The following is a 21,332-nucleotide window of genomic DNA, read 5'->3' as shown; positions in this document are numbered from 1 at the left end:
ATGCCCCTGTGCCTTCAGCAAGGCCTTCAGTCCATGCGGATGATTCCCCTGCCCAGTGCGGCGGTGACGGCGGCGGTCCGGTCGCGGACGTCGAGCTTGGCGTAGATGTGCAGCAGATGGGTCTTGACAGTGGCCTCCGACAGGCGCAGGGCGCGGGCGATCTGTTTGTTGCTCTGCCCCCGGGCCACGGCGGACAGGACTTCGAGCTCCCTGCCGGACAAGCCGGCGCCCCGGTCGCCGCGCATATGGGCGAGGACCTTGGCGGCCACTGTGGGCGACAGTGCCGCGCCTCCCCGAGCCGCGGTACGAACCGCCTCGCAGAGCTCGTGTCGTCCGGTGTCCTTGAGCAGGTAGCCGACTGCGCCGGCGTCGACGGCGGCAGTGATGTCGGCGTCCGTGTCGTAGGTGGTCAGGACGAGTACCCGCACCTCGGGGTGGGCGGCACGGATGGCGGCGGTCGCGGTCGTGCCGTCCATGCCGGGCATCTGCAGGTCCATCAGCACGACGTCGGGTGCGAGTGAGGCGGTCTGGCGCAGTGCCTCGGCGCCGGTGGCGGCTTCGCCGACGACCGTGAGATCGGGCTGGGTGGAGAGCATGGCGGCAAGCCCGTCACGGACCACGGGGTGGTCGTCGGCGAGGAGGACTCGGGTCGTGGGACCGGCCGACGTCCTCATGACGCCGGGGCCATCCGCTTGGTGCCCGACACGGCTGAGGGGTCGGAGGCGGAAGGCTCGACCGGGAGTGGCACCGTGACGGCGACGGTCGTACCCTCGCCGGGGGAGCTTTCGACCGCGAACGTGCCGTGCAAAGCGGCAATGCGCTCCCGCATGGTGATCAGGCCAACGCCCGTATGCCGGGCAACCGGTGCGAACCCGGTGCCGTCGTCCTGGATGTCGATCGCCAGGACGTCGCCGAGGTACGACAGCGTGACCGAGACACTCATCGCGCGGGCGTGCCGCCGGGCGTTGGTCAGTGCCTCCTGCACGACCCGCAGCAACTCGCCCTGGGTACTGGGAGGCAGGGCGGCCGGGCGGCCGGTCACAACCGTGTAGGCCTCGGTGCCGGTCTCCTCCGCGAGCCGGGCGGTGAGTTCACGGACCGCCTCTGCCAGGTGCGTGCGGTCCAGTGGCGCCGGGCGAAGAGCGTGCACGAGGCGGCGGCTCTCTGCGAGGTTGTCCCGGGCCGTGCGCATGGCCTGCTCGACGCGGCGGGCCGCAGGGGAGTCGGGTGGCAGGTCGTCGCGTGCGGCGTCCAGAAGCATGGCGATGGAGGCGAACCCCTGGGTGAGCGTGTCGTGGACCTCGCGGGCCAGGCGCTGGCGTTCGGCAAGGGTGCCCGCCTGGCGTTCCGCTGCCGCGCGTTCGGCCTGGGTGGCGGTGAGCTCGTCGAGGAGCCGCTGCCGCTTGTGACTCTCGTGATCGAGGGTCGCGACGTAACAGGTGATCGTGACCGCCACGGCGGTACCAAGTACGCACCCCGTGAGCGCCCGCACGTCGACGGAGCCGTCCGTGGTCAGGCTCTGCCACGACCAGGCGGCGCCCAGCACCAGCACCCCGCCGGCCGACCACCAGGCCCACCGCAGCAAGTACGGGCTCAGCACCGCCATCGCGACCGGGAGGAACGCGGGGTCCACTACGGTCATGACCGCCCACCCGGACAAGGCCCCGACGAGGTAAGGCAGCGGCGGGCGGTCGGCGCCACCACGCAGCGCGATCCAGTACGCGTACCAAAGGGCGAGCCCCACTGCCGGGCCGATCCGCGACAGTGCGGCGCCGGTCGTCATGTTCGCCCCGGCCAGCGCACCCGGCACGGACAGGGCGAGCACGGTGACGAAGAAGGCGTGCTGCCCCATGGTCTTCCACCGCTGCCGGTCCCACGCCTGTTGCAGTGCCATGGCCTACAGAGTAGGTGCAGCCGCGTAGCGGCAGAATCAGCCGACCAGCGGGGCGGGTCCACCGATCGGTGGACGAAGGACGCGTCGATCGGTCGATGTGCGGGAGGGGCGCAGGCGGCGACGATCGGCCCCGCAGCCGACGGCCTGCTCTTCCACCACCCCTTGTGAGGAACTACCCGTGACCCTGGCCTTCATTCCCAGCCCGTCCGTCGGTGAGGTGCAGCTGGGGCCGCTGCCGCTGCGCGGTTACTCACTCATGCTGATCCTCGGCATCGCAGCCGCCGTGTGGCTGGGTGGCCGTCGATGGGCCGCACGCGGCGGAGAGAAGACCGTTGTGACGGACGTCGCTCTGTGGGCGGTTCCCTTCGGCGTGGTCGGCGCCCGCCTCTACCACGTGATCACCTCCAGCGAGCCGTACTTCGGCAAGGGCGGTGATCCGGCGAAGGCCCTGTTCATCTGGGACGGCGGTATCGGTATCTGGGGCGCCATCGCCGGCGGTGCCGTCGGAGCCTGGATCGGCTGCCGCCGTAGCGGCGTTCCGCTGTCCGCGTTCGCCGACGCCGTCGCTCCCGGCATCGCACTGGGGCAGGCCATCGGCCGCTGGGGCAACTGGTTCAACCAGGAGCTCTACGGGCGGGCCACCCCCCTCCCCTGGGCCCTGGAGATCGACCCCGCGCACCGGCCTGAGGACACCCCGAACCTGGCCACTTATCACCCGGCGTTCCTGTACGAGTCGTTGTGGTGTCTCGGCGTGGTCGCCCTGGTCCTGTGGGCGGATCGCCGTTTCCGTCTCGACCGGGGGCGGGCGTTCGCGCTGTACGCCGCCGCGTACAGCGCAGGTCGCTTCTGGATCGAGTACCTGCGGGTGGACGAGGCCCACCACATCCTCGGCCTGCGCCTGAACGACTGGACCGCGCTGCTGGTTTTCGCCGTTGCCGTCCACTACCTCGTGGCTACGACACGGCGCGCAGCCGGCAGGCGTGACGGCGTCGACGTCGGCCGTTCCTTTCAACAAGTGAATGCCCCCAGTAGCCCCGAGAACTGACCAATGTCCCTCGCAGCTGTTTGGAGTTGCCATGTCCCGTGTCTCTGAGACGCTCCCCTCCCGTCGGGGTCCGATCATGGTGGCGGGAGGTGTGTTCGTCGCCTTCCTGCTGTCCTCGCTGGTGAACGCGTTGATCGCCGTACTGGCGCACGCGCTCGGTGCACCGGAGGACTTCGGCCCGTTGGAGCCCTCGTCGTACGTCTTTCTGACCGCGCTGGGAGTGCTGGGAGGTTCCGTCGGGTGGACCCTCGTCCGCAGGTTCTCCCCCGATCCCGAACGGCTGCTCCGCCGACTCGTCCCGTCGGTCGTCGTGTTGTCCTTCGTGCCGGACTTTTTCCTGTTCGGCAGGGGCGAGGTGACCGGTGTGGTGGCGCTGCTCCTGATGCACATCGCGGTCGCGGTGATCGCAGTGCCGACGTACTACAGGGTCGTGCCACTGAGCTCGGTTCGGTGACCAGGCGCCAGTCGGCACCTGGGCCCCGCTGGTCGCGCTCACGCGCTCCGTGTAGCTGGCGCCGGGCAGGTCCTCGACGGCGGCATACAGGGTGGGCAGCGCGCCGGCCTGGGTCTCCTGCGCGAGCAACCATTGGGCCAACCGGCTGCCGACACGCATGAGGACGCGGGAGTCTTGCATGCTGTGCCTGCTGAGGTTGCTCTTGGCCGCGCCGGGATGTGCGGCCAGGGCGCACACAGGTGAGCCCGCTTCGATGAGCCTGCGGTGGAGTCCCAAGGTGAACGGCAGGGCCAGCTTGGACTGGCTGTACGCCTTCATGGGGGCGTACTCGCCGGTCAGATTGAGGTTGTCGAAGTGGATCCGCGGGCTGCTCGTCGTGATCCAGGACGCGTAGCGGCCCGCCGGTGGACAGCGCGAAGCCGAGCGGACCCCAACGTATGGCGTGCGCAGGCAAGTGGAGGGTGCTGACCGACAAGCTCCCTGTGCGGCGGCGCTCCTCAGCGCCGCCGCATCCGATGTGACCGCTCAGCTGTGTTCTTGAGTCGCTTGTGCAGCCACCGATCCAGTCAGCCGACTGGCCTGATCGTCCACAGCAGGTTGGTGCTCTGCTGCCACGTCCACTGCTTGGTCACGGACCCTGAGGCGACCATTCCGCCGCCGTCGAGGACCAGTCCCGTGCTGCGGTTGGCGATGGAGTACTGGCCTTGGCCTCGGTGGACGATCTGCCATTGCTGGGTGTTGCTGCCGTCCCAGGCTTTCTGCCGGGCCGGGTCGCCGTTGCGGGTGGCGCCCCAGCCGTCGGCGACCATGCCGTTGGTGCGGTTGACGAGCCTGTAGTAGCCGTTCCCGAGTTCGATGGCCTGCCACTGGAGATTGGCGTTGTCTATCGACTCCCACTGCTTCAGGGGCGAGCCGCTCGCGACATTGCCGCCGCTGTCCAGCACCAGGTGGTTCGTGACATTGGTCAGGCTGAAGTATTTGTCGGGCCTGAACGTCACCTTCAGCGAGGCGATGACGTCGTTGTTGCCGGTCACCCGGAGGTCGGGGGTGTTGGAGGTGAACGTCCAGGCGGTGCCGGTGAAGTTGTCGCCGGAGTAGCCCGTCACCTGGTAGCCGTCGGGCACCAGGAGGGAGGAGGTCATGGCAGGTCCCAGGCCTGCGGCGGACAGCTGGGAGGAGGTGTAGCCGCCCAGCGGCAGGACGGCCCGGGCACCTTCGTAGTTGACGTTCTGGAATACCGTCGCCGAGACCCTCACGGGCATGCCCTGCACCTCGACGCACACCACGGAATCGATGGCGTTCGGCGCGGTGGCGGGGACGGTGATGTTGATCTGGTCGGTGACCGTGTACGGGAGCGAGACCGAGGGGTTGTTCAGCAGATAGACGCGGTTGATCGTGTTGTCGATCGCCGGGATCCGTAGCTGCCCGTTCGTGGGCCAGGTGAAGACGTGGGCGAAGAGCTTGCCGTTCTTCTTGGTGACCTTCCCCCAGGCGGGTTCGGTGGCGAACGGGCTGCCGCTGGTGCCGTGAATGCTGTCGCTGTACGTCGACATCCATGAGGCCAGGCCGTTCAGTACGGTTTGGGTTCCTGCGGTGACCGAGCCGTCGCCCTTGGGGCCGATGTTCAGCAGGTGGTTGCCGTCCCGGGAGACGACCGTCACGAGCTCTCGAACGATGTCCGTGACTGATCTGTAGGAGTTCTCCTTCGACGCGTCGTAGCCCCAGGAGCCGTTCATGGTTGCGCACCGCTCCCACGGCCGGCTCATGGGTGCGCTGGGTATCCCGAACTCCGCGACCGCGTAGTCGCCGAGGCCGTGGTCCCGCTTGACCCGTTCGTTGACGATGAGGTCGGGCTTGCGGGCGATCAGCCAGTCGTACAGGTCTTCGCCGTCCGATGTCAGCCACCAGTCTTGCAGGGTGGGGCTGGAGGGCTCGTCGAACCAGTCGCCGTCGAACCACAGCAGTGCCGGGTCGTAGCGGTCCAGCAGTTCCTGAAGCTGTGCCTTCATGTCGGCGATGTAGGCGGTGCGGGCGGCCTGCGAGGACATCGTGGTGAGACCGCTCTCGTGACGGTCGGTCTGGGATGGGTGGTTCCAGTCGAGGATCGAGTAGTACAGGCAGAACTTGATGCCACGGCTCTCGCATTCCGTCTTGAGGTCCATGAGCAGGTCGGTCTGAATGCCGTTGTAGTCGCGCAGGTTGTACTGCTTGGTACCCGTGGTGTCGGTGAAGCCCGCCACGTCGGAGTTCCACATCGCGTAGCCCTCGTGGTGCTTGGCGGTGATCACGAGGTACTTCATGCCGGCGTTCTTGGCCAGTTCGGCGATGGTGGCGGCGTTGAACTGGGTCGGGTTGAAGTTCTTGGTGACCTGGGTCTGGTAGTCCGCCTTGCTCCACTGCTGGCTGTCGAACGCCCACTCGCCCTGGCCGAGGTACGAGTACGACCCGAAGTGGATGAACATCCCGAACCTGGCCTGGTACCACCAGTCCATCTTCGAGGGGACGGTGTATGCCTCGGCGGTGGAGGGCCACAGGGCCTGAGGCAGCCCGAAGGCCGCCACTCCTCCGGCAAGGGCGGCGGCCTTCATCAGAGAGCGTCTGCTGAGGGAGGCAGAGGACATGGTGCGGCTCCATGTGTCAAGAGGGGGATGACAGGGCGTCAGGAGCGGAACGCCGACATGACGGCCGTGCTTCGCGTCACCCTAAGGAATACATCGGATGGATCTATAGGAGCACAACGGCGGCCGCGTCTATAGCTGAGACGAGATTCAACCAAATCAGCACATTGGACAGGCTATTTCTAGAGGCCCGGCCACCTCTTGGAAGGCCACCCTCCAGCCTCAGCGACCGCCACACATCGGATCTCTTGAAGTTCCACAATTCCCGATCCGAGCCAGAGCCCAGGCTGACCGGCTCAGTCGAGCGGCGGAACCCCTGAAGCGGCCCGGGTGTCGACCCTGTCCAGACGGGCCTGGAGCACCGCCCTCAGGGCTCGTGGATTCTCGACCGCGAGATGGGCGGTATCGAGCATCTCCAGGGTGGCGTGAGCGATGCCCGCCACGAGCTCCTGGGCGTACCTGACAGGGGAGGCTTCGGAGGGCTCGTCGGCCATCGCGGCCGAGATCAATGGGTTCGCGGGGTCGCACGTCGGCGAGTTGGTGGGGACTCCCCTCACGGCTCACTTCCTCGGCGGCTGCCCCATCGGCTCCTCCTGCGAGACCGCGGTCCCGGCGGAGGCCTTCGGTGCGCTGCGGCTGCCGTTCCTGGGAGTGCCGAAGGTGCCGTCCAAGAAGTAGAAACAAGTCACTGAAGGACCCGCTCAGCCGACAAGCCCCCGGTCGCCGACTGGTGTGCCCGGTTCGGCTCGCAGGCCGGTGCACACCACGTCGATCACGCGCTGCCGGGCTTCCGGGTCGCAGCCCTGACGTTCTCGGGCCAGACAGCCGACCAGGAGCGCTTTCACATCGGCGCGAGTGATGTCCCGCCGTACCACACCCGCCTGCTGAGCTCTCGTCAGCAGTTCGCTCTCCACAGCTTCAAGGCTGTGCTCGGGACGGAAGGCGACCGCCTCGACATCGAAACCGGCGCCGCTCATCGCCTCGGCAAGACCGCGGTTCACCGCCGCTTGCTCGACCATGTGGGCCAGGAACTGGAAGAACGCGCTGCCCGGATCATTCTGTGCGGAGAGGTCCCGGGCCTTGTCGACGATGCCACCGACCAGGTGAAGCACGATCGCCTCGTGCAGGGATTCCTTCGTCGGGAAATGGCGACTGACGGTACCGGTGCCGACCCCTGCCCGCCGGGCGATTTCGGCCACAGGCACCGACAGGCCCTCGGCGGCAAACGTCTCCATCGCCGCCTCCAGGACGCGCTTGCGATTGCGCTGGACGTCAGAACGCATCGAGGTACCTTCCGACTCGACATCCGGGACCGCCGTCCCGTACCGTTAACTGGAACGCGCTTTCCGATTATAGCGGGGTGGGGCTCCCCCACCCTGCCTGGACACCCTGAGCCACTGGGCAGCAGGCGCACATCCGCCTCGACAGTCGTCACAGTCACCACTCCCAGAGAGACGCTCATGCCACAAGATCAACTTTCTGTCCGCCTTACGTCTGGGCAATTAGAAAAGGAACCCATGGCGTTTCCTGATGTTCTGGAGCCGTCCATGACCACGCCGACCCCAGCCAAATCAGCAGGCCGCCCGATGGACATCCACCGCGAGGCCGCGCTGCTGGACGCCGCGCTGGACCTGCTGGCCGAGGTCGGCTACGAGCGGCTGACCCTGACCGCTGTGTGCGAGCGGGCCAAGGCCAGCACGAAAACGATGTACCGCCGTTGGGCGAACAAGGACGAACTGATGGCCGCGGCGCTGCGCCGGGCCGCGTGCCGGGCCGTCGACCAGACCGCTGACTTGACCGCCACCGGATCGTTACGCGGCGATCTGCTGCACAACTTGGTGCCGACCGGCGGCGCGCAGGTGCAGCCTTCACCCAAGTACCTCTCCGGCCTCCTGGTCGCCGCCTCCGACGACGGCAGTGTCGGAGGCATGACCAAGGAACTGGTCCGCCTGCACCACGCCCGTCTGGCGGAGACCGTCCTGGGCTGGGCCAGGGAACGCGGCGAGGTCGGGGATGACGCGGATCCCGTCCTGCTGGCGGACCTCGCGCGGGCCGCGATCCTGCACCAGGTCCTGGTCGCCGACGGCCAGGTCGATGCCGCCTTCGTGGAGTCCTTGGTGGACCGGGTTCTGCTTCCGGTGCTCACGTCCCGGCCGAGCGGGGATGCCCAGTGAAAGTAAGTGTCGACCTGAACCGCTGCGAGGGCTACGGACAGTGCGTGTTCGCCGCCCCCGACGCCTTCACCCTGCATGGCCTTGAGGCTCTGACCTACGTACCGAACCCACCCGACGAGATGCGGGACGCGGTACACCGCGCCGCACTGGCCTGCCCCGTGCGCGCCATCACCGTCGGTACGGGCAACGCGGACGAACCCGCCACGACCAGCGGGGAGAACGGCCGCCACGTTGTCATCGTCGGCGCCTCCCTCGCCGGGCTGAAGACTGCCGAGGCCCTGCGCGAGTCCGGCTTCTCCGGACAGCTGACCATCATCGGTGATGAGCCCCATCGTCCGTACGACCGCCCTCCGCTGACCAAGGCGTGCGTGAGCGAGAAGCTGCCGCCCGATCGCCTCGAACTGCCGGTCACGCGGCCATTGGACGCACGCTTCCGGTTGGGTGTCCCGGCGACGGGCCTGGATACGGACCACCGCCTGGTCCGGCTGGCGGACGGCGGCACGGTCGGCTACGACACCCTGGTCATCGCCACCGGTACCCGGGCCCGTCCCTTCCCCGGTGGCGCCGCCAACGACATCGACGGTGTCCTCACCGTCCGCACCCGCGACGACGCCGAGGAACTTCAGCGGCGCCTGGCGCGTCCGCCGCGTCGCGTCGCCGTCATCGGCGCCGGCTTCCTCGGGGGCGAACTGGCCTCCGGCTGCCGCGAACTCGGCCTCGACGTCACACTCGTCGAGGCACAGGCCACGCCGTTGCAGGGAGCGCTGGGAAGCGTGATCGGTGGCGTGGTGGCGGACCTGGCCCGGAACAAGGGCGTGGACGTGCGGATGTGGACCACCGTCGAGCGCTTCGTGGCGGACGGGACCGGAGCGCTGCGGCAGATCGTGCTGTCAGACGGCGACACCGTCGACGCGGACCTGGCCGTCGTCGCGCTCGGCGCCCAGCGCAACGTCGAATGGCTGAATGGCTCCGCCGTACGGACGGACAGCCGCGGGGTGCACTGCGACGACCAGTGCCACGCACTCGGCCACGACGGGCAGCCCCTGCCCGACGTGTACGTCGCCGGCGATGTCGCCGCCGCACCGCATCCCCTACTCCCGGACCAGCGGCTGTCGGTGGAGCACTGGGGCAACGCGGTGACCCAGGCCCGCACGGTCGCCCACAACATCACGCGCCCGCTCGGCCAGGCTGCGATCCCCCATACCGGTCTGCCGGCCTTCTGGTCCAGCCAGTTCGGCGTGAACATCAAAGGCGTCGGCCACCCCGGCATCGCCGACCGCATCGCGGTGGTCCAGGGCACCCTCGGCCAGGGCTCCTTCAGCGTGCTGTACGGACGCGAAGACCGCACGGTCGCCGCGGTCACCTTCGACAACGGGCGTTACCTGCACTACTACGAATCCCTCGTCCGCCAAGGTGCGCCTTTCCCGGCCGAGTTCGTCGCCTGCGACGAGAACACCGCACGCGCCCTTCGGCCGGTCGGCCGCTGATCCCCCCGTTCCCCCCTCACATGAAAGCGAGTGGCACCCCCATGGCGTCCACCCTGTACAAGCAGGTTCTTCACCCTGACAGCCGCCCTCACCCCTGGCCTCTCTACACCGAACTACGCAAAGAGGCGGTCTCCGTCCAGGACGACGGAACCTGCGTCGTCAGCGGATACGACGAGGTCAGTGCGCTGCTCCGGGACCCACGCATCTCCGCCGACCGCGGCAACGCCACCCCGGACAGCCGGGTTGGCGTGGACGCTCCGGCTCCCGGTACTGCTCCGTCGTTCCTCGTGCGGGACAACCCCACCCACGACCAGCTGCGCGGCCTGGCCCAGCGCCACTTCGGCCCGCCCGCACGTCCGGGCTTCGTCGAGAGCCTACGGCCGATGGTGGAAGAGCTGATCCGCGACCACATCGACCACCTGACCGGGCGCGGCGAGTTCGACCTGGTTTCGGAGTTCTCCCACCCGATCCCCGTCCGCGTGGCCTGCCACCTCCTGGGTGTCCCGCCCGAAGACGCCTTCACACTGGCCCCTCTCGCTGAGGAGGGGGCCGGCAGCCCGGAGTTCTTGGTCGACCCGCGCGACCCTGAGGCCGCCGCGGCCAGGAACCATGCCCAGCAGGAACTGGCCGAGTATTTCCTCGCCCACATCGAGCGGCTTCGCAAGAAGCCGGGGCAGGACATCTTGTCGCGCATGATCCACGACGACGGCCCGGGCAGCCCGATGAGCCTGCCGGAACTGCTCAGCACCGCCATCATGCTCTTCATCGGCGGCCACGAGACCACCGTCAACCTCATAAGCAGCAGCATGCTCCTGCTGCTGCGTCACCCCGAGCAGTTGGCCCGGCTCCAGGCCGACCCCTCCCTCGCCGCCGGTGCCATCGAGGAGACCTTGCGCCTGGAGCCCTCCGTGCATCTGCGGCCGCGTGTCGCGGTCGACGACATCGTCATCGGCGACCGCACCATCGCCGAGGGTTCCACGGTCATCCTCGCCCTCGCCGCGGCCAACCGGGATCCGCGCCGCTTCCCCGACCCGGACACCTTCGACATCACTCGTCCCGACACCGGCCACCTCAGCTTCGGCGCCGGCATCCACTTCTGCTTCGGGGCCGGACTCGGCCGCATGGAAGGCCAGATCGCGGTCCGCGAGCTGACCCGACGTCTGGTCAACCCTCGCTTGTCGCAGGACCCGCCGCCCTACCGCCCGATGGCCGACCTGCGTGGCCCGTCGGCCCTGCGGATCACCGTGGACGGCGTCCGCCCGGCCTGACCCAACCCCAGGCGGCACACGTGAGTGAGGCCTGGTGCTGCGCCTCGTCCGACGTCATCGGCGCAGAGCGACCGCGGCTGTCTGCCCGCAACAGACGACAGTAAGGAAGTGATCTGACAGTGGACGGAATCTCGTTCGAGGGCAGGGTCGCCATCGTGACCGGCGCCGGCGGCGGTCTGGGTCGCACCCACGCCCTCGACCTCGCCGCGCGCGGCGCCAAGGTCGTCGTCAACGACCTCGGCGGCACGATCGCGGGCACCGGCGGTGGCACCGCCATGGCCGACCATGTCGTCAAGGAAATCATCGACGCGGGGGGCCAAGCCGTCGCGAACTACGACTCGGTCGCCACCCCCGAGGGCGGCAAGGCCATCGTGCAGACCGCGCTCGACGCCTACGGCATCGTGGACATCCTGATCAACAACGCGGGCAACATCCGCAACGCCCCCTTCACCGAGCTCACCCCCGATTTGATCGAGGCGTTGCTCGCCGTACACGTCAAGGGTGCCTTCTATGTCACCCAGCCCGCCTCGCCGTGATGCGCGACAAGGGCTACGGCCGGATCGTGTTCACCTCCTCCGCCTCCGGCGTGTTCGGCAACCCCGAGCAGGCCAACTACGGCGCCGCCAAAGGAGCCGTCCTGGGCCTGGCCAACGTGGTGGCCCTCGAGGGCGCCTCTCACGGCATCCTGGTCAACACCGTTCTGCCGATGGCCCAGAGCCGGATGGGCGCGGACATGAACCCGGACATGATGGCGACACTACCCACCACTCCGGCGCACACGGAGCCCGAGATGGTCACCGCGATGGTCGCCTACTTGGCCAGCGAGGAGAACCCGTACACCCACGAGGTCTTCTCCATCGCCCGCGGCCGCTACGCCCGCGCCTTCATCGGGGTCACCGAGGGCTGGCACGTCGCCGCCGACGAGCCTCTCGCCACCGCGGACGACGTGCGAAGGCACATCGCCCGCATCCGCGACCAGGACGGCTACCACGTCCCCGGTTCTCTGATCGAGGAGGCCGGACTCATCCCCTGATCCAGCCGTGGGGCGACCGGCGCCTCGCATCTGCGCAATGGGGACCAGCGCCCTTCACGGTTGCCCGGAGAGAGAGCAACAAGCAGATGGCCGATCTTGCGCAATCGCACATGTACGACTGTGTCACCACCGCCCAGGTATGAACCCCAGTCCTGGACTCTTCACAGGGCTGTGGTGCGCCTGGGAGTGGATCCACCATGACTCGGCACAGTTCCTTCCCTTGCCACGAGACCCATCTGCCACACCCACACCACACCACCCCATATCGTCGTCCGGAGGATGCCATGCCAGATCCCGTTTCCGTCACCCTGACCCACCTCAGCGCCCCGGCCGGCGGTTCCAAGCGGCTGACCGGGCATCTCGTCCGGCCGGACGGACCTGGCCCATGGCCCGGTGTCGTGGTCGCGCACGAGGTCATGGGTGCCAATGACGAGATGCTCCGACAGGCGCGGCGGCTCGCAAGCGCCGGATATCTGACCCTGATGCCCGACCTGTACACGGACGGAGGCGCACGCCGCTGCCTGATACCCACCATGCGGGCCGCGCTGTCCGGCCACGGCCGCGCCTACCAGGACATCGCCGCCGCGAGAACCTACCTCGTCGATGACCCCGACTGCACCGGCGCGGTCGGGATCATCGGTTTCTGCATGGGCGGGTCCTTCGCCCTCATGGGGGCAGGCAGCGGCATCTTCGACGCCGCGTCCGCCAACTACGGCCAGCTCCCCAAGGACATGGACCAGGCCCTGGCCGACGCCTGCCCCATCGTCGCCAGCTACGGGGGCCGCGATCGACCGCTCAAGGGCGCGGCGGCGAAGCTCGACTCCGCCCTCGACAGGCTCGGCGTCGTACACGACGTGAAGGAGTACCCACAGGCAGGCCACGCCTTCCTCAACGACGAACAATTCGGCCCGCGCCTGCTGCACCCGCTGTACCGCGTCGCCGGGTTCGGACCTGTCCCAGAAGCCTCTGTTGACGCATGGCTACGCATTGAGGCCTTCTTCGACACCCACCTCAAGCACACGACCAAGGCCTGAAACCATCTCAAGATGCCCCAAAGCCTCGCAGTTCATCAGCGAGATCGGCCCCAGAGGCCATCAGTCGGTGGCGGACCATGGCTCGTTCGCCGTGGCCGAGGTCGGCAACGACGGCTCTCGGCAACCACACACCGCGTGACGCCGCGCAGGAACCCGGTCGGCGTCTCGTTCGGTCAACCCGACGAACGTCAGATTCGTCCGACCCGGCCGCTCTGTGGCGGTTGCTTCACGGCATCCTGTTGGCTGATTCCGACCTTGCCGGCAACGAGCACGATTGCCGGACGCGACGTGTCTTGTACCGGTCGTCAGGACGCGGTCGCGAAACCGGCCGTGCCGACGGCAGCGGCGGCGCGGGACGAGAACGGATCGGTGTTCGCCGTCACGGCCCCGCGGCCGCCGTCTCCGCTTTGCCGCCGTCAGGACTTGGTCGGCTTCACCTTCCTGTCGGCGCCGTTCACCCGTACGGTGATGTTCCCCTGGTTCCGTGCCCGGTCGGCCACGATCTTGTAGGACGTGACTTTCCCGTCCCGCCATTCGCAGCTGACCTCGTAGCCGCCGCGGGCGCGCAGTCCGGTGAAGGAACCCCTGGCTTTCCAGGGGTCGGGCAGGGCGGGCAGCAGGTGGATGACGTCGTCGTGGCTCTGCAGGAGCATCTCCGCGACGGCGCCCGTGATGCCGAAGTTGCCGTCCATCTGGAAGGGCGGGTGGTTGCAGAACAGGTTGGGCAGCGTGTTGTAGGTCAGCAGCCCGCGCAGCATGATCTGGGCGCGTTGCCCGTCACCGAGGCGGGCGAAGAGGGCCGCCCGCCAGGGCCAGGTCCATGAGCGGCGGCTGTCTCCGGACACTGTCGCGGCCGTGAACGGAACGCTTTCCTTCTCGCCGCACCGGGCCTTGAGGGAGACGAGGGCGGCGGCCGCGAAGTCGGGTGTCTTCGGGGTGATCTGGCGGCCCGGGTAGACCGCGAAGAGGTGTGAGGTGTGGCGGTGTATGTCGGTGGGGCTGTCGATGTCCTCCTGCCATTCCTGCAGCTGCCCCCACTTGCCGATCTTGTTCGGTGCGAGGCGGGCCTGCATGTCCGCGACCTTGGCCCGGTAGGCGGGATCGGCTTCGAGCGCGGCCTCGCAGTCGAGGTAGTTCTGGAACAGGTCCCAGATGATCTGCTGGTCGTACATGACGCCGTCCTCGCGCGGCCCGTGTTCGGGGGACCAGCCGTTCGGTGCGACGAGGAGTCCGTCCTCGCGCTCCTTGAGGTGGTCCTCCCAGAACTCGCAGATCTCCTTGATCATCGGGTAGGCGACGGTACGGAGGTACTTCATGTCCTGGGTGAACGCCCAGTGTTCGTACAGGTGTTGTGCGTACCAGGCGCTCGCGACGGTGTTCCACTCCCACGCGTTGCCGCCGAAGATGCTCTGGCTGGTGCGGGCGGTCCAGCCGCGTGTGTCCTTTCCGAAGGCGTTGCGGGTCGCCACGCGGCTGGGCACCGCCACCTGCCTGATGAACTCGATGAGTGCTTCGTGGGACTCCGGCAGGTTCGTCGTCTCGGCTCCCCAGTAGTTCATCTGGATGTTGATGTTGGTGTGGTAGTCGGAGGCCCAGGCCGGTGAGTTGCTGTCGTTCCACAGGCCCTGGAGGTTGGCGGGCAGGCCGTTCGGGCGCGAGGAACTGATCAGCAGGTAGCGGCCGTAGTCGAACATTGTCTGTTCGAGGGTCGGATCCTCGCCGCCCGCCGCGTAACGTGCGAGCCGGGCGTTGCTGGGCAGGGCGATGACGGCGTCGTCGGAGGTGCCCCAGTCGACAAAGACGCGGTTCATGAGAGCACGTGTCGCGGCGGTGTGCTCCTCGCGCAGCTCCCTGTAGGACCGGGCGGATGCTCTGTCGAGTGTCCTGGTGATGACCGGTTCGGGATCAGCTCCGCGCCATCCGGCGGCGGCGTCCAGCTTGTAGTCGGTGCGGGCGTCGAGCAGCAGGGTCAGGCTTGTGCAGCCGCTGAACCGGAGCATCGACCCGTCGGCGCGGAGGTCGCCGTCGGTGTCCACGACCTGGACGGTGCACGCGTGCTTGAGGCCGTTGCCCATGACTCCGCCGAAGGCGATCCGCCGGGCGGCGGCGTCGACGGTCGTCGGGGCGCCTTGCTGCGCGGACGTCAGAGAGATCGCCCCGGAAAGTCCCTGGTCCCTTTCCGACCTGTACCGGAAGACCATGACGTCCGCCGACCGGCTGGCGAAGGCCTCCCGCAGGACGCGCCGCCCCGGCGCGCCGAACCGGGTGACATGGACACCGTCTACGAAGTCCAGGGCGCGCTGATAGTCGACGAACGCGCGCTGCGTGCGTGTATCGAACCCCCTGCCTTCCAGGGCGACTTCGGCGATCTGGAAGCCGGTGGTCGACCCGCCGGGGGTGAACGTGAGCCGGTAGGTGCGGTAGGCGGTGCTGTTGGTGATCCGGAACGCCCGGGTCTCACCGCGGTCGGCGAAGGACGCACCGGGGTTCTGCGTGTCGAGGGTCACCCACGCCCGCCCGTCCTGCGACGCCTCCAGCGTCCAGCGCCGGGGGTCGTCCTGCGGACGGTCCGGGGCCGCCGTCAGCGTGTACGAGGTGACGGCGACCGCGCGGGGCAGGTCGGCCTGCCAGATGACCGTGGGGGCGGCGTCGTCGACCCGCCAGACGGTGGCCGGATCGCGGTCCACCGAACACGAGATGTCCATGGCCCCGGCCCCGGCCCCCGATCCCTCGGAGTGCCCGCTCGGCGACGACAGGTACAGCGCGGCGCCGCCGAGGTCGATACTGGTCAGACCGATCTCGGCCACCTGGAAGTGGCTGACCCCTGCCTTGGGAACGAAGTCGAACCGGTAGAAGCGGTACGACCCGCTGGTGGCGCAGGTGAACTCCTTCGTCTGGAAACGGCTCTCGAAGGGCGCCGCCAAAGTGCGGCTGTCCAGCGTGGTCCAGGCGGATCCGTCAGCGGAACCGGACAGCGTCCACTCCTGCGGGTCGCGCTGCGGCACATCGTTCGCACTCGTCAGACGGTAGGAAGGGACCTCGACGGGCTCGGGGAGTTCGACCTGCCACCGCACCCTCGAACCGGGCCCCTCGATGCACCACTTGGTGCTCGCGTTCCCGTCGTACGACTTCTCCACGCCCTCCGACGAGGACGTGCGGTACGGCCCCCCGGGAGCCGTGACCTTCGCACGGTCGGCGAAGGTGACGACGACGTCGCCGAAGTTCCGGTACGAGCCGAAGCCGGTCATGCTGGTGTCGAACGCGCTGTCGGGCTTGCCCGCGAGCGCGTTGTCGTAGTTGTTGACCCCGCCCCACAGACTCTGCTCGTTGAACTGGATGCGCTCCTGATCGGGGTCGGCGAACAGCATGGCGCCGAGACGGCCGTTGCCGATCGGCAGAGCCTGGGACTGCCAGTCCAGGGCGGGGACCGAGTACTTCAGCGCCTTGCGCGACAGGGTCGGCCACCGGACGGCCGCCGACGCGGCGGAAGTGGCGGCGAAGGCCGGCCCCGCAGGGGTGCCGCCGGCCAGCTGAGTGATCAGGGGTGCGAGGGCGAGGGCGCCCCCGAGTCTCAGGACGCTTCGTCGCTGCGGGTGAGATGCATGGGTCACGGCAAGATCTCCCAGCCATGGATGTTCGACACGAGGGGAAGTGCAACCTCTTCGAGTCCTCCGAGAGGCACGTCATCTTTGCTGCGGCATAGATCGGATGTCTAGAGGGCTGCAGCACCAACTCACGCGAAATAGGTAAGGCAACTCGGCAGGCCACTATGGCGTGATGAGGAAAGAACTGCCCGCGCGGCGACCTAACCCGGAAACATTAGAAGTCAGCGAGGAGCTCCCCAATACATCGGATGTAAGCCACCTTGACTGGCCGCGCCAATGAACGTCAGGCGAGCTCGCGACTCCCTCCAGATTCCCGGTCGTTGACGGTCATGGCCGGGGCCGGAGTGCCCCGCCCCGGCGCGGCACTGCCGAGGAGATCTGGGTGTGCGAACCCTCGGTGGCTGCGGTGTACCGGACCACCGCCGGGACAGCGCCCGCGACCGACGGCGTCGGCGTTTCAGGGACCCCGCCCTTCAAAGAACGACTCTTTGACGAGGTGAGCAGGGCCGACCTACTGAGTTGGGTCGACTACGCGCTTGCCTCGGGCGTGGCCGGTCTCGACCGCGCGGTGGGCGTCCTGGACTGCGCTCAGCGGGTAGACCTGCTCGACCACCGGGCGCAGTTCGCCGCGGTCCACATATCCGACCAGGGCCTCCATGTCGTCGCGCCGCATCTTTTCCGACATGAAACGCATCCGAGGGCCGGGGAGCAGCACGGAGAGCAGGGCGAACGGCAGGCCCTTCATGGTCATGGTGACGGCGCGGCCGCCCTTGCGCACCATCCGGTGGTACTGACGCGCGGAGCCTCCGTGGCAGTCTACGAGCGCGTCGAACTCCCCTGTCAGGGCGCCGGGCTTGATCGAGTCGTAGTCGAGGACCTGGTCGGCTCCGAGCTCACGGCACGTCTAGGAGAACTTGCCGCCCGCGGGACCCCGGACGGCGCCGTCGGTCAGTTCCTTCACCCGGTGTGCGAGCACCGGGACTCCTTCGACTCCGCGATGTGGCCGTCGCGCTCGGGGTAATAGTTCATCGTATCGATCACGGTCTTGCCCGCCAGTGCGGCGACAGGCAGCTTCTCATAGGCGACCAGCGGAATGGTGGCCACGACCAGGTCGCCGGCCAGGGCGGCCTCGGCCGGGGTAGCCGCGCGGGAGCGGGAACCGAGTTCGCTGACGAGGTCGCTGAGGGTCTCCGGGTCCCGGGAGTTGCTCAGGACGACGTTCAGGCCGGCGTCGACGGCGAGGCGGGCCAACGTGCTGCCGATCATGCCGGCGCCGATGATTCCAAGGGTTTTCGTCACGGGATCACGTCTCCTGGTTAGTCTGCAGAGAGGGGTGCTGAGTTGCCTGGGCGGTACTTCGAGAGGTCAGGGTGGGCGCCCGTCCGGGCACGTGGCGCAGACGCGGCCCCCATGACCGGGCCGGGCGCGAAGACGTCCTCGCAGGCAGGGCCTGCAGTACCGGCAGAAGGCACCCCGCCGGAGTAGACATCAACGCCTCAAGGTCATGGCGCCACCCTGCAAGAGTCTGTGCCGAACCCACCCCGGTCCCCGCCGGTGCAGAGCGGGACCCGGGCGGGCGGCATTCCTGGCGGCCCTGTCAGCGGGCCTTGAGCTGGTCCTTGTGCTCACTCACCCACTGCTCGAACGTCTCGACCTCCGGGTTGAGGACACGTACCACATCCAGGTCGCGGGCGCCGACGTACTCTGCGTTGAAGGCCTGCTTGAACTGCATCAGGTTGGCGAAGTTGTCGGCCATGGGCATGTCGAGGGCGCGCAGCGCGTCCAGCGTGTACGGCTCGTAGCGGACCTCCTCGCCCAGGAGACGGGCGAGGGTGTCAGCCATGTCCGCACCGGTGAGGTGCACGTTGGCGACACCGACGGTGCGGCCGATGAACTCCGGGTGGGTGAAGACGCCGAAGGCGAACCGGCCGATGTTCTTCACCGACACGCCGGGCAGCAGGGCATCACCGATGGCGATGGTCAGCAGCAGCGCACCGTCGTCACCACGGCGCAGGAACATCGGGCCGAACAGGTTCTCCCAGAAGAAGCAGGTGCGCATGAACGTGGTGGGCACGCCCAGCTCGCGAAAGTAGCCGTCCGCCTCGCCCTTGGAGTCGGAGTTCAAGAGGTAACGGCCGCCCTCGAGCTTGACGAAGCGCGGGTCGTCGTCGGCGATCAGCCCGCGGGTGTCCTCCAGAGTCGACCAGACCGCGTGCCGCACGCCGGCCTTCTTGACGGCGTCTGCCATGGCCTTGGCCTGCGCGGTCTCGCGGGCGGCATCGCCGTGCTCGTTGAAGTTGGTCACCAGGAACGCGCCGTGAGCGCCCGTGAATGCCGACTCCAGACTGCCCGGGTCGTCGGCGTCGCCGCGAACCACCTCAATGCCACGCGAGGCGAGGGCTTTCGCCTTCTCCGAGTCGGGGTTGCGGGTCAGGGCGCGGACCGTCAGGCCGCTCCCGGGGTGCTCCAGGATGGCCTCGACGAGGCTGCCGCCCTGCGCGCCCGTCGCGCCGACGACCGCAATGACCTTGTTCTCAGACAAAGGACATTCCTTGGCTTCTGAGGTGATGAGCCCAGCCTTTTCGAGGGCGGGACAAGGAGAGTTGGGGTGCCCGCGCTGGTTATGGGAATCCCCGCACGCGCCGGCCGACCTGCACCCCTGCGGCCAGCGCGAGGAGACGTTCCGGCCACGGCGCATGATTGGCTCGTCCAACTCCCGGACGGCGGCCGGCTGTCCCGTTCCTGACCGGTGCTTCTGGACCAGTCACGGACCATTCGCGTCCGGCCGGAGCAGACCACCTCTAGTAGGAGAAACGGCCGCCTACCGGGCCCCGGACTGCGCCGACGGTCAGTTCCTTCACCTTGTGTGCGGGCACCGGGGCTCCGGAAGTCTCGCGGACCCAGCGCATGACCTCTTCCTGACCCGTTCCGAACGGCGGCAGACCCGGGAAGTACGGGTACACGTAGACCGGGGTGTTGGGTTCGCTGCGCCAGCTCTCGGTCAGAGTGCCAATGTCCACCGTGTCGAAGCCGAGGGTGTCCAGCAGTTCGGTTACCTCGGCCTTGGCGCTCGGCTCGTCACCGGCGATGGGCAGCGCACTGCGATCGGGCGCCCCAGAGGGACGGGCAAGGGTGAGCAGGCAGCGGAAGGAAATGTTGTTGAACGCCTTGACCACATGGGAGTCGGCCAGGTGGCGCTGCACCAGGGCGCTGGAGGTCAACTCGCCGGAGTCCAGTTCGCTGATCTGGCCGTCGCGGTCGGGGTAGTAGTTCATCGTATCGATCACGGTCTTGCCCGCCAGGGCGGCGGCAGGCAGCTTGTCATAGGCGACCAGCGGAATGGTGGCCACGACCAGGTCGCCGGCCTGGGCGGCCTCGGCCGGGGTAGCCGCGCGGGCGCGGGAGCCGAGTTCGCTGACGAGGTCGCTGAGGGTCTCCGGGTCCCGGGAGTTGCTCAGGACCACATTCAGGCCGGCGTCGACGGCGTGGCGGGCCAGAATGCTGCCGATCGCGCCGGCGCCGATGATTCCGAGAGTCTTCGTCATGGGTCATGTCTCCTGGTAAGTCAACAGAGCTGGGTAGTAGGTCGCTGGGGCAGAGCTTCGAAGGGTGCGAGTGGGCCAGGCTCGATCACGCAGGGGCAGATTCGAGGAGGCCGCCATCCGCTGGGCCACAGAAACGCCGGCGGTCCTTCGACTCTTTCCCGGCCACGGCTGGGCCGGTCGCGAGACGTCGTCGCCGGCAGGACCTGCGCGGGAGGACGCTGGTCCGGCGACTGGCGACATGCACTCCCGACCATACAAGTCGAGGAGCCCCTCATGTTGCCCATCGTAGCAGCAAACATGAGGACTGCCTCACGTTGGATATCCTCATAGGTATGTCCACTCATCGAGCACGCGGTGAAGCCGCGACGGGCCGTCCTCTGCGGCGTGACGCGCAGCGCAACCGGGACGCCCTGCTCTCGGCGGCTCGCGCATGTCTGGCCGAGCAGGGCATGGAAGCCTCGCTGGAGCAGGTGGCCAAGCGAGCGGGCCTGGCCATCGGCACGCTGTACCGCCATTTCCCCACACGCCTCCACCTCGTGCAGGCGGTGTTCGCCGACAAGATCGAGGCCTGGCGGGAGGCCGCAGAGAAGGCCGTCACCATGGACGACGCGTGGGAGGGGCTGTGCCTCTTCCTCGAGACGATGTGTGAACTCCAGGTCGGGGACAGGGGATTCCAGGACCTGGCTGCCATTCGGCTGCCGGAGACGGCGTGTCTGGCGGGGGCGCAGTCACGCATCTATGAACTCGCCGTCCGCATCGTGGAGCGCGCACAGGAGCAGGGAACGCTCCGCTCCGACATCACGCCCGAAGATCTCACCTTCGTGATCTGGGCCAACGGCAGCGTCACCGAAGCCACTCAGAACGTCGCACCGGGGACTTGGCGCCGCTTCCTGCACCTGCTGCTCGACGGATTCCGCGCCGAGCGGGCGCATCCGCTTCCCCAACCGCCGTTGAGCAAGGACGAGTTGTACCGCGCCATGCTCCGACTCGATGGTGATCGCGACTGCACTGGGTGAAGGACGGTTCTCTGCGACCGCGCACCGCGTGACGCTGCGCACAGGTGACTGCCCTCGGCCGTGATGCTCACCAACACCGCCTGCAAGCGCTCGAAGACCTGCGGAACCGACCCGGCGGCCTTCCCCTCACAGCACGAGACCCGATGGGCGCACCAGCAC

Annotated in this window: 15 protein-coding genes and 4 pseudogenes; 9 read left to right on the top strand and 10 right to left on the bottom strand. The window is 68.1% G+C overall.

The window, feature by feature from the left end:
• Positions 1 to 26: 26 nt before the first annotated feature.
• Together ACWD26_RS20185 and ACWD26_RS20180 are read right to left on the bottom strand one after the other, a co-directional pair.
• Positions 27 to 674: a response regulator gene (locus ACWD26_RS20185; RefSeq protein WP_451271830.1), complete on the bottom strand. Its 648-nt coding sequence runs from the start codon at positions 672 to 674 to the stop codon at positions 27 to 29.
• Positions 671 to 1,894, bottom strand: a complete 1,224-nt coding sequence (locus ACWD26_RS20180; protein WP_451271828.1) for a sensor histidine kinase — start codon at positions 1,892 to 1,894, stop codon at positions 671 to 673. Before ACWD26_RS20180 ends, ACWD26_RS20185 begins: the two co-directional genes overlap by 4 nt.
• A 178-nt stretch (positions 1,895 to 2,072) precedes the next feature.
• Between ACWD26_RS20180 and lgt the strand changes: the two genes are divergently transcribed.
• Positions 2,073 to 2,939 carry a prolipoprotein diacylglyceryl transferase gene (gene lgt / locus ACWD26_RS20175; protein WP_451271826.1) on the top strand — a complete coding sequence of 289 codons (867 nt, stop codon included), beginning with the start codon at positions 2,073 to 2,075 and terminating at the stop codon, positions 2,937 to 2,939.
• A 31-nt stretch (positions 2,940 to 2,970) separates the two neighbouring features.
• A complete protein-coding gene (locus ACWD26_RS20170; protein WP_451271824.1) occupies positions 2,971 to 3,393 on the top strand; it encodes a DUF6069 family protein in 423 nt (140 codons plus the stop codon).
• A 566-nt stretch (positions 3,394 to 3,959) separates the two neighbouring features.
• Here ACWD26_RS20170 and ACWD26_RS20165 read toward each other — a convergent pair.
• Entirely contained in the window at positions 3,960 to 6,014 is a 2,055-nt protein-coding gene (locus ACWD26_RS20165) for an alpha-L-fucosidase (protein WP_451271822.1), read from the bottom strand.
• Positions 6,015 to 6,307: 293 nt separating this feature from the next.
• Positions 6,308 to 6,454 (bottom strand): hypothetical protein, encoded by a 147-nt coding sequence (locus ACWD26_RS20160; protein WP_451271820.1) that lies wholly within the window; start codon positions 6,452 to 6,454, stop codon positions 6,308 to 6,310.
• 28 nt (positions 6,455 to 6,482) lie between these two features.
• Here ACWD26_RS20160 and ACWD26_RS20155 point away from each other — a divergent pair.
• Positions 6,483 to 6,689 (top strand): annotated as a pseudogene (locus tag ACWD26_RS20155) (hypothetical protein); the annotation flags it as partial.
• Between the two features lie 23 nt (positions 6,690 to 6,712).
• Here the strand turns inward: ACWD26_RS20155 and ACWD26_RS20150 are convergent.
• A complete protein-coding gene (locus ACWD26_RS20150; RefSeq protein WP_451271818.1) occupies positions 6,713 to 7,294 on the bottom strand; it encodes a TetR/AcrR family transcriptional regulator in 582 nt (193 codons plus the stop codon).
• 264 nt (positions 7,295 to 7,558) lie between these two features.
• Here ACWD26_RS20150 and ACWD26_RS20145 point away from each other — a divergent pair, with 264 nt between their 5' ends.
• The 5 genes and pseudogenes from ACWD26_RS20145 (at position 7,559) to ACWD26_RS20125 (ending at position 13,007) form a co-directional block, all read left to right on the top strand.
• Positions 7,559 to 8,185 (top strand): TetR/AcrR family transcriptional regulator C-terminal ligand-binding domain-containing protein, encoded by a 627-nt coding sequence (locus ACWD26_RS20145; RefSeq protein WP_451271816.1) that lies wholly within the window; start codon positions 7,559 to 7,561, stop codon positions 8,183 to 8,185.
• Positions 8,182 to 9,672 carry an FAD-dependent oxidoreductase gene (locus ACWD26_RS20140; RefSeq protein ID WP_451271815.1) on the top strand — a complete coding sequence of 497 codons (1,491 nt, stop codon included), beginning with the start codon at positions 8,182 to 8,184 and terminating at the stop codon, positions 9,670 to 9,672. Before ACWD26_RS20145 ends, ACWD26_RS20140 begins: the two co-directional genes overlap by 4 nt.
• A gap of 41 nt (positions 9,673 to 9,713) precedes the next feature.
• Positions 9,714 to 10,940 (top strand): cytochrome P450, encoded by a 1,227-nt coding sequence (locus ACWD26_RS20135; protein ID WP_451271813.1) that lies wholly within the window; start codon positions 9,714 to 9,716, stop codon positions 10,938 to 10,940.
• A 119-nt stretch (positions 10,941 to 11,059) separates the two neighbouring features.
• A pseudogene (locus tag ACWD26_RS20130) lies at positions 11,060 to 11,973 on the top strand (SDR family NAD(P)-dependent oxidoreductase).
• A 284-nt stretch (positions 11,974 to 12,257) separates the two neighbouring features.
• Entirely contained in the window at positions 12,258 to 13,007 is a 750-nt protein-coding gene (locus ACWD26_RS20125) for a dienelactone hydrolase family protein (RefSeq protein ID WP_375803630.1), read from the top strand.
• A 416-nt stretch (positions 13,008 to 13,423) separates the two neighbouring features.
• Here the strand turns inward: ACWD26_RS20125 and ACWD26_RS20120 are convergent, their stop codons facing one another.
• The 5 genes and pseudogenes from ACWD26_RS20120 to ACWD26_RS20100 form a co-directional block, all read right to left on the bottom strand.
• Complete coding sequence (locus ACWD26_RS20120; protein WP_451271811.1) at positions 13,424 to 16,618, bottom strand: glycosyl hydrolase family 95 catalytic domain-containing protein; 3,195 nt, start codon at positions 16,616 to 16,618, stop codon at positions 13,424 to 13,426.
• 505 nt (positions 16,619 to 17,123) lie between these two features.
• Positions 17,124 to 17,492: pseudogene (locus ACWD26_RS20115) on the bottom strand (zinc-binding dehydrogenase); the annotation flags it as partial.
• A gap of 110 nt (positions 17,493 to 17,602) precedes the next feature.
• A pseudogene (locus ACWD26_RS20110) lies at positions 17,603 to 17,911 on the bottom strand (NADPH-dependent F420 reductase); the annotation flags it as partial.
• 298 nt (positions 17,912 to 18,209) lie between these two features.
• The gene (locus ACWD26_RS20105; protein WP_451271809.1) at positions 18,210 to 19,154 is read right to left on the bottom strand and encodes an NmrA/HSCARG family protein; all 945 of its coding nucleotides are present in this window, start codon (positions 19,152 to 19,154) and stop codon (positions 18,210 to 18,212) included.
• A 259-nt stretch (positions 19,155 to 19,413) separates the two neighbouring features.
• On the bottom strand, positions 19,414 to 20,157 hold the full coding sequence (locus ACWD26_RS20100) for an NADPH-dependent F420 reductase (protein WP_451271807.1): 744 nt from the start codon (positions 20,155 to 20,157) through the stop codon (positions 19,414 to 19,416).
• Between the two features lie 332 nt (positions 20,158 to 20,489).
• Between ACWD26_RS20100 and ACWD26_RS20095 the strand changes: the two genes are divergently transcribed.
• Positions 20,490 to 21,173, top strand: coding sequence for a TetR/AcrR family transcriptional regulator (locus tag ACWD26_RS20095; RefSeq protein ID WP_189943816.1), 684 nt, complete (start codon positions 20,490 to 20,492; stop codon positions 21,171 to 21,173).
• The last annotated feature ends 159 nt before the right edge of the window (positions 21,174 to 21,332 follow it).

This window comes from Streptomyces sp. NPDC002787, assembly GCF_053592095.1.
The sequence above is the reverse complement of the archived record's forward strand: the minus strand, read 5'-3'. Positions and strand labels throughout refer to the sequence as shown.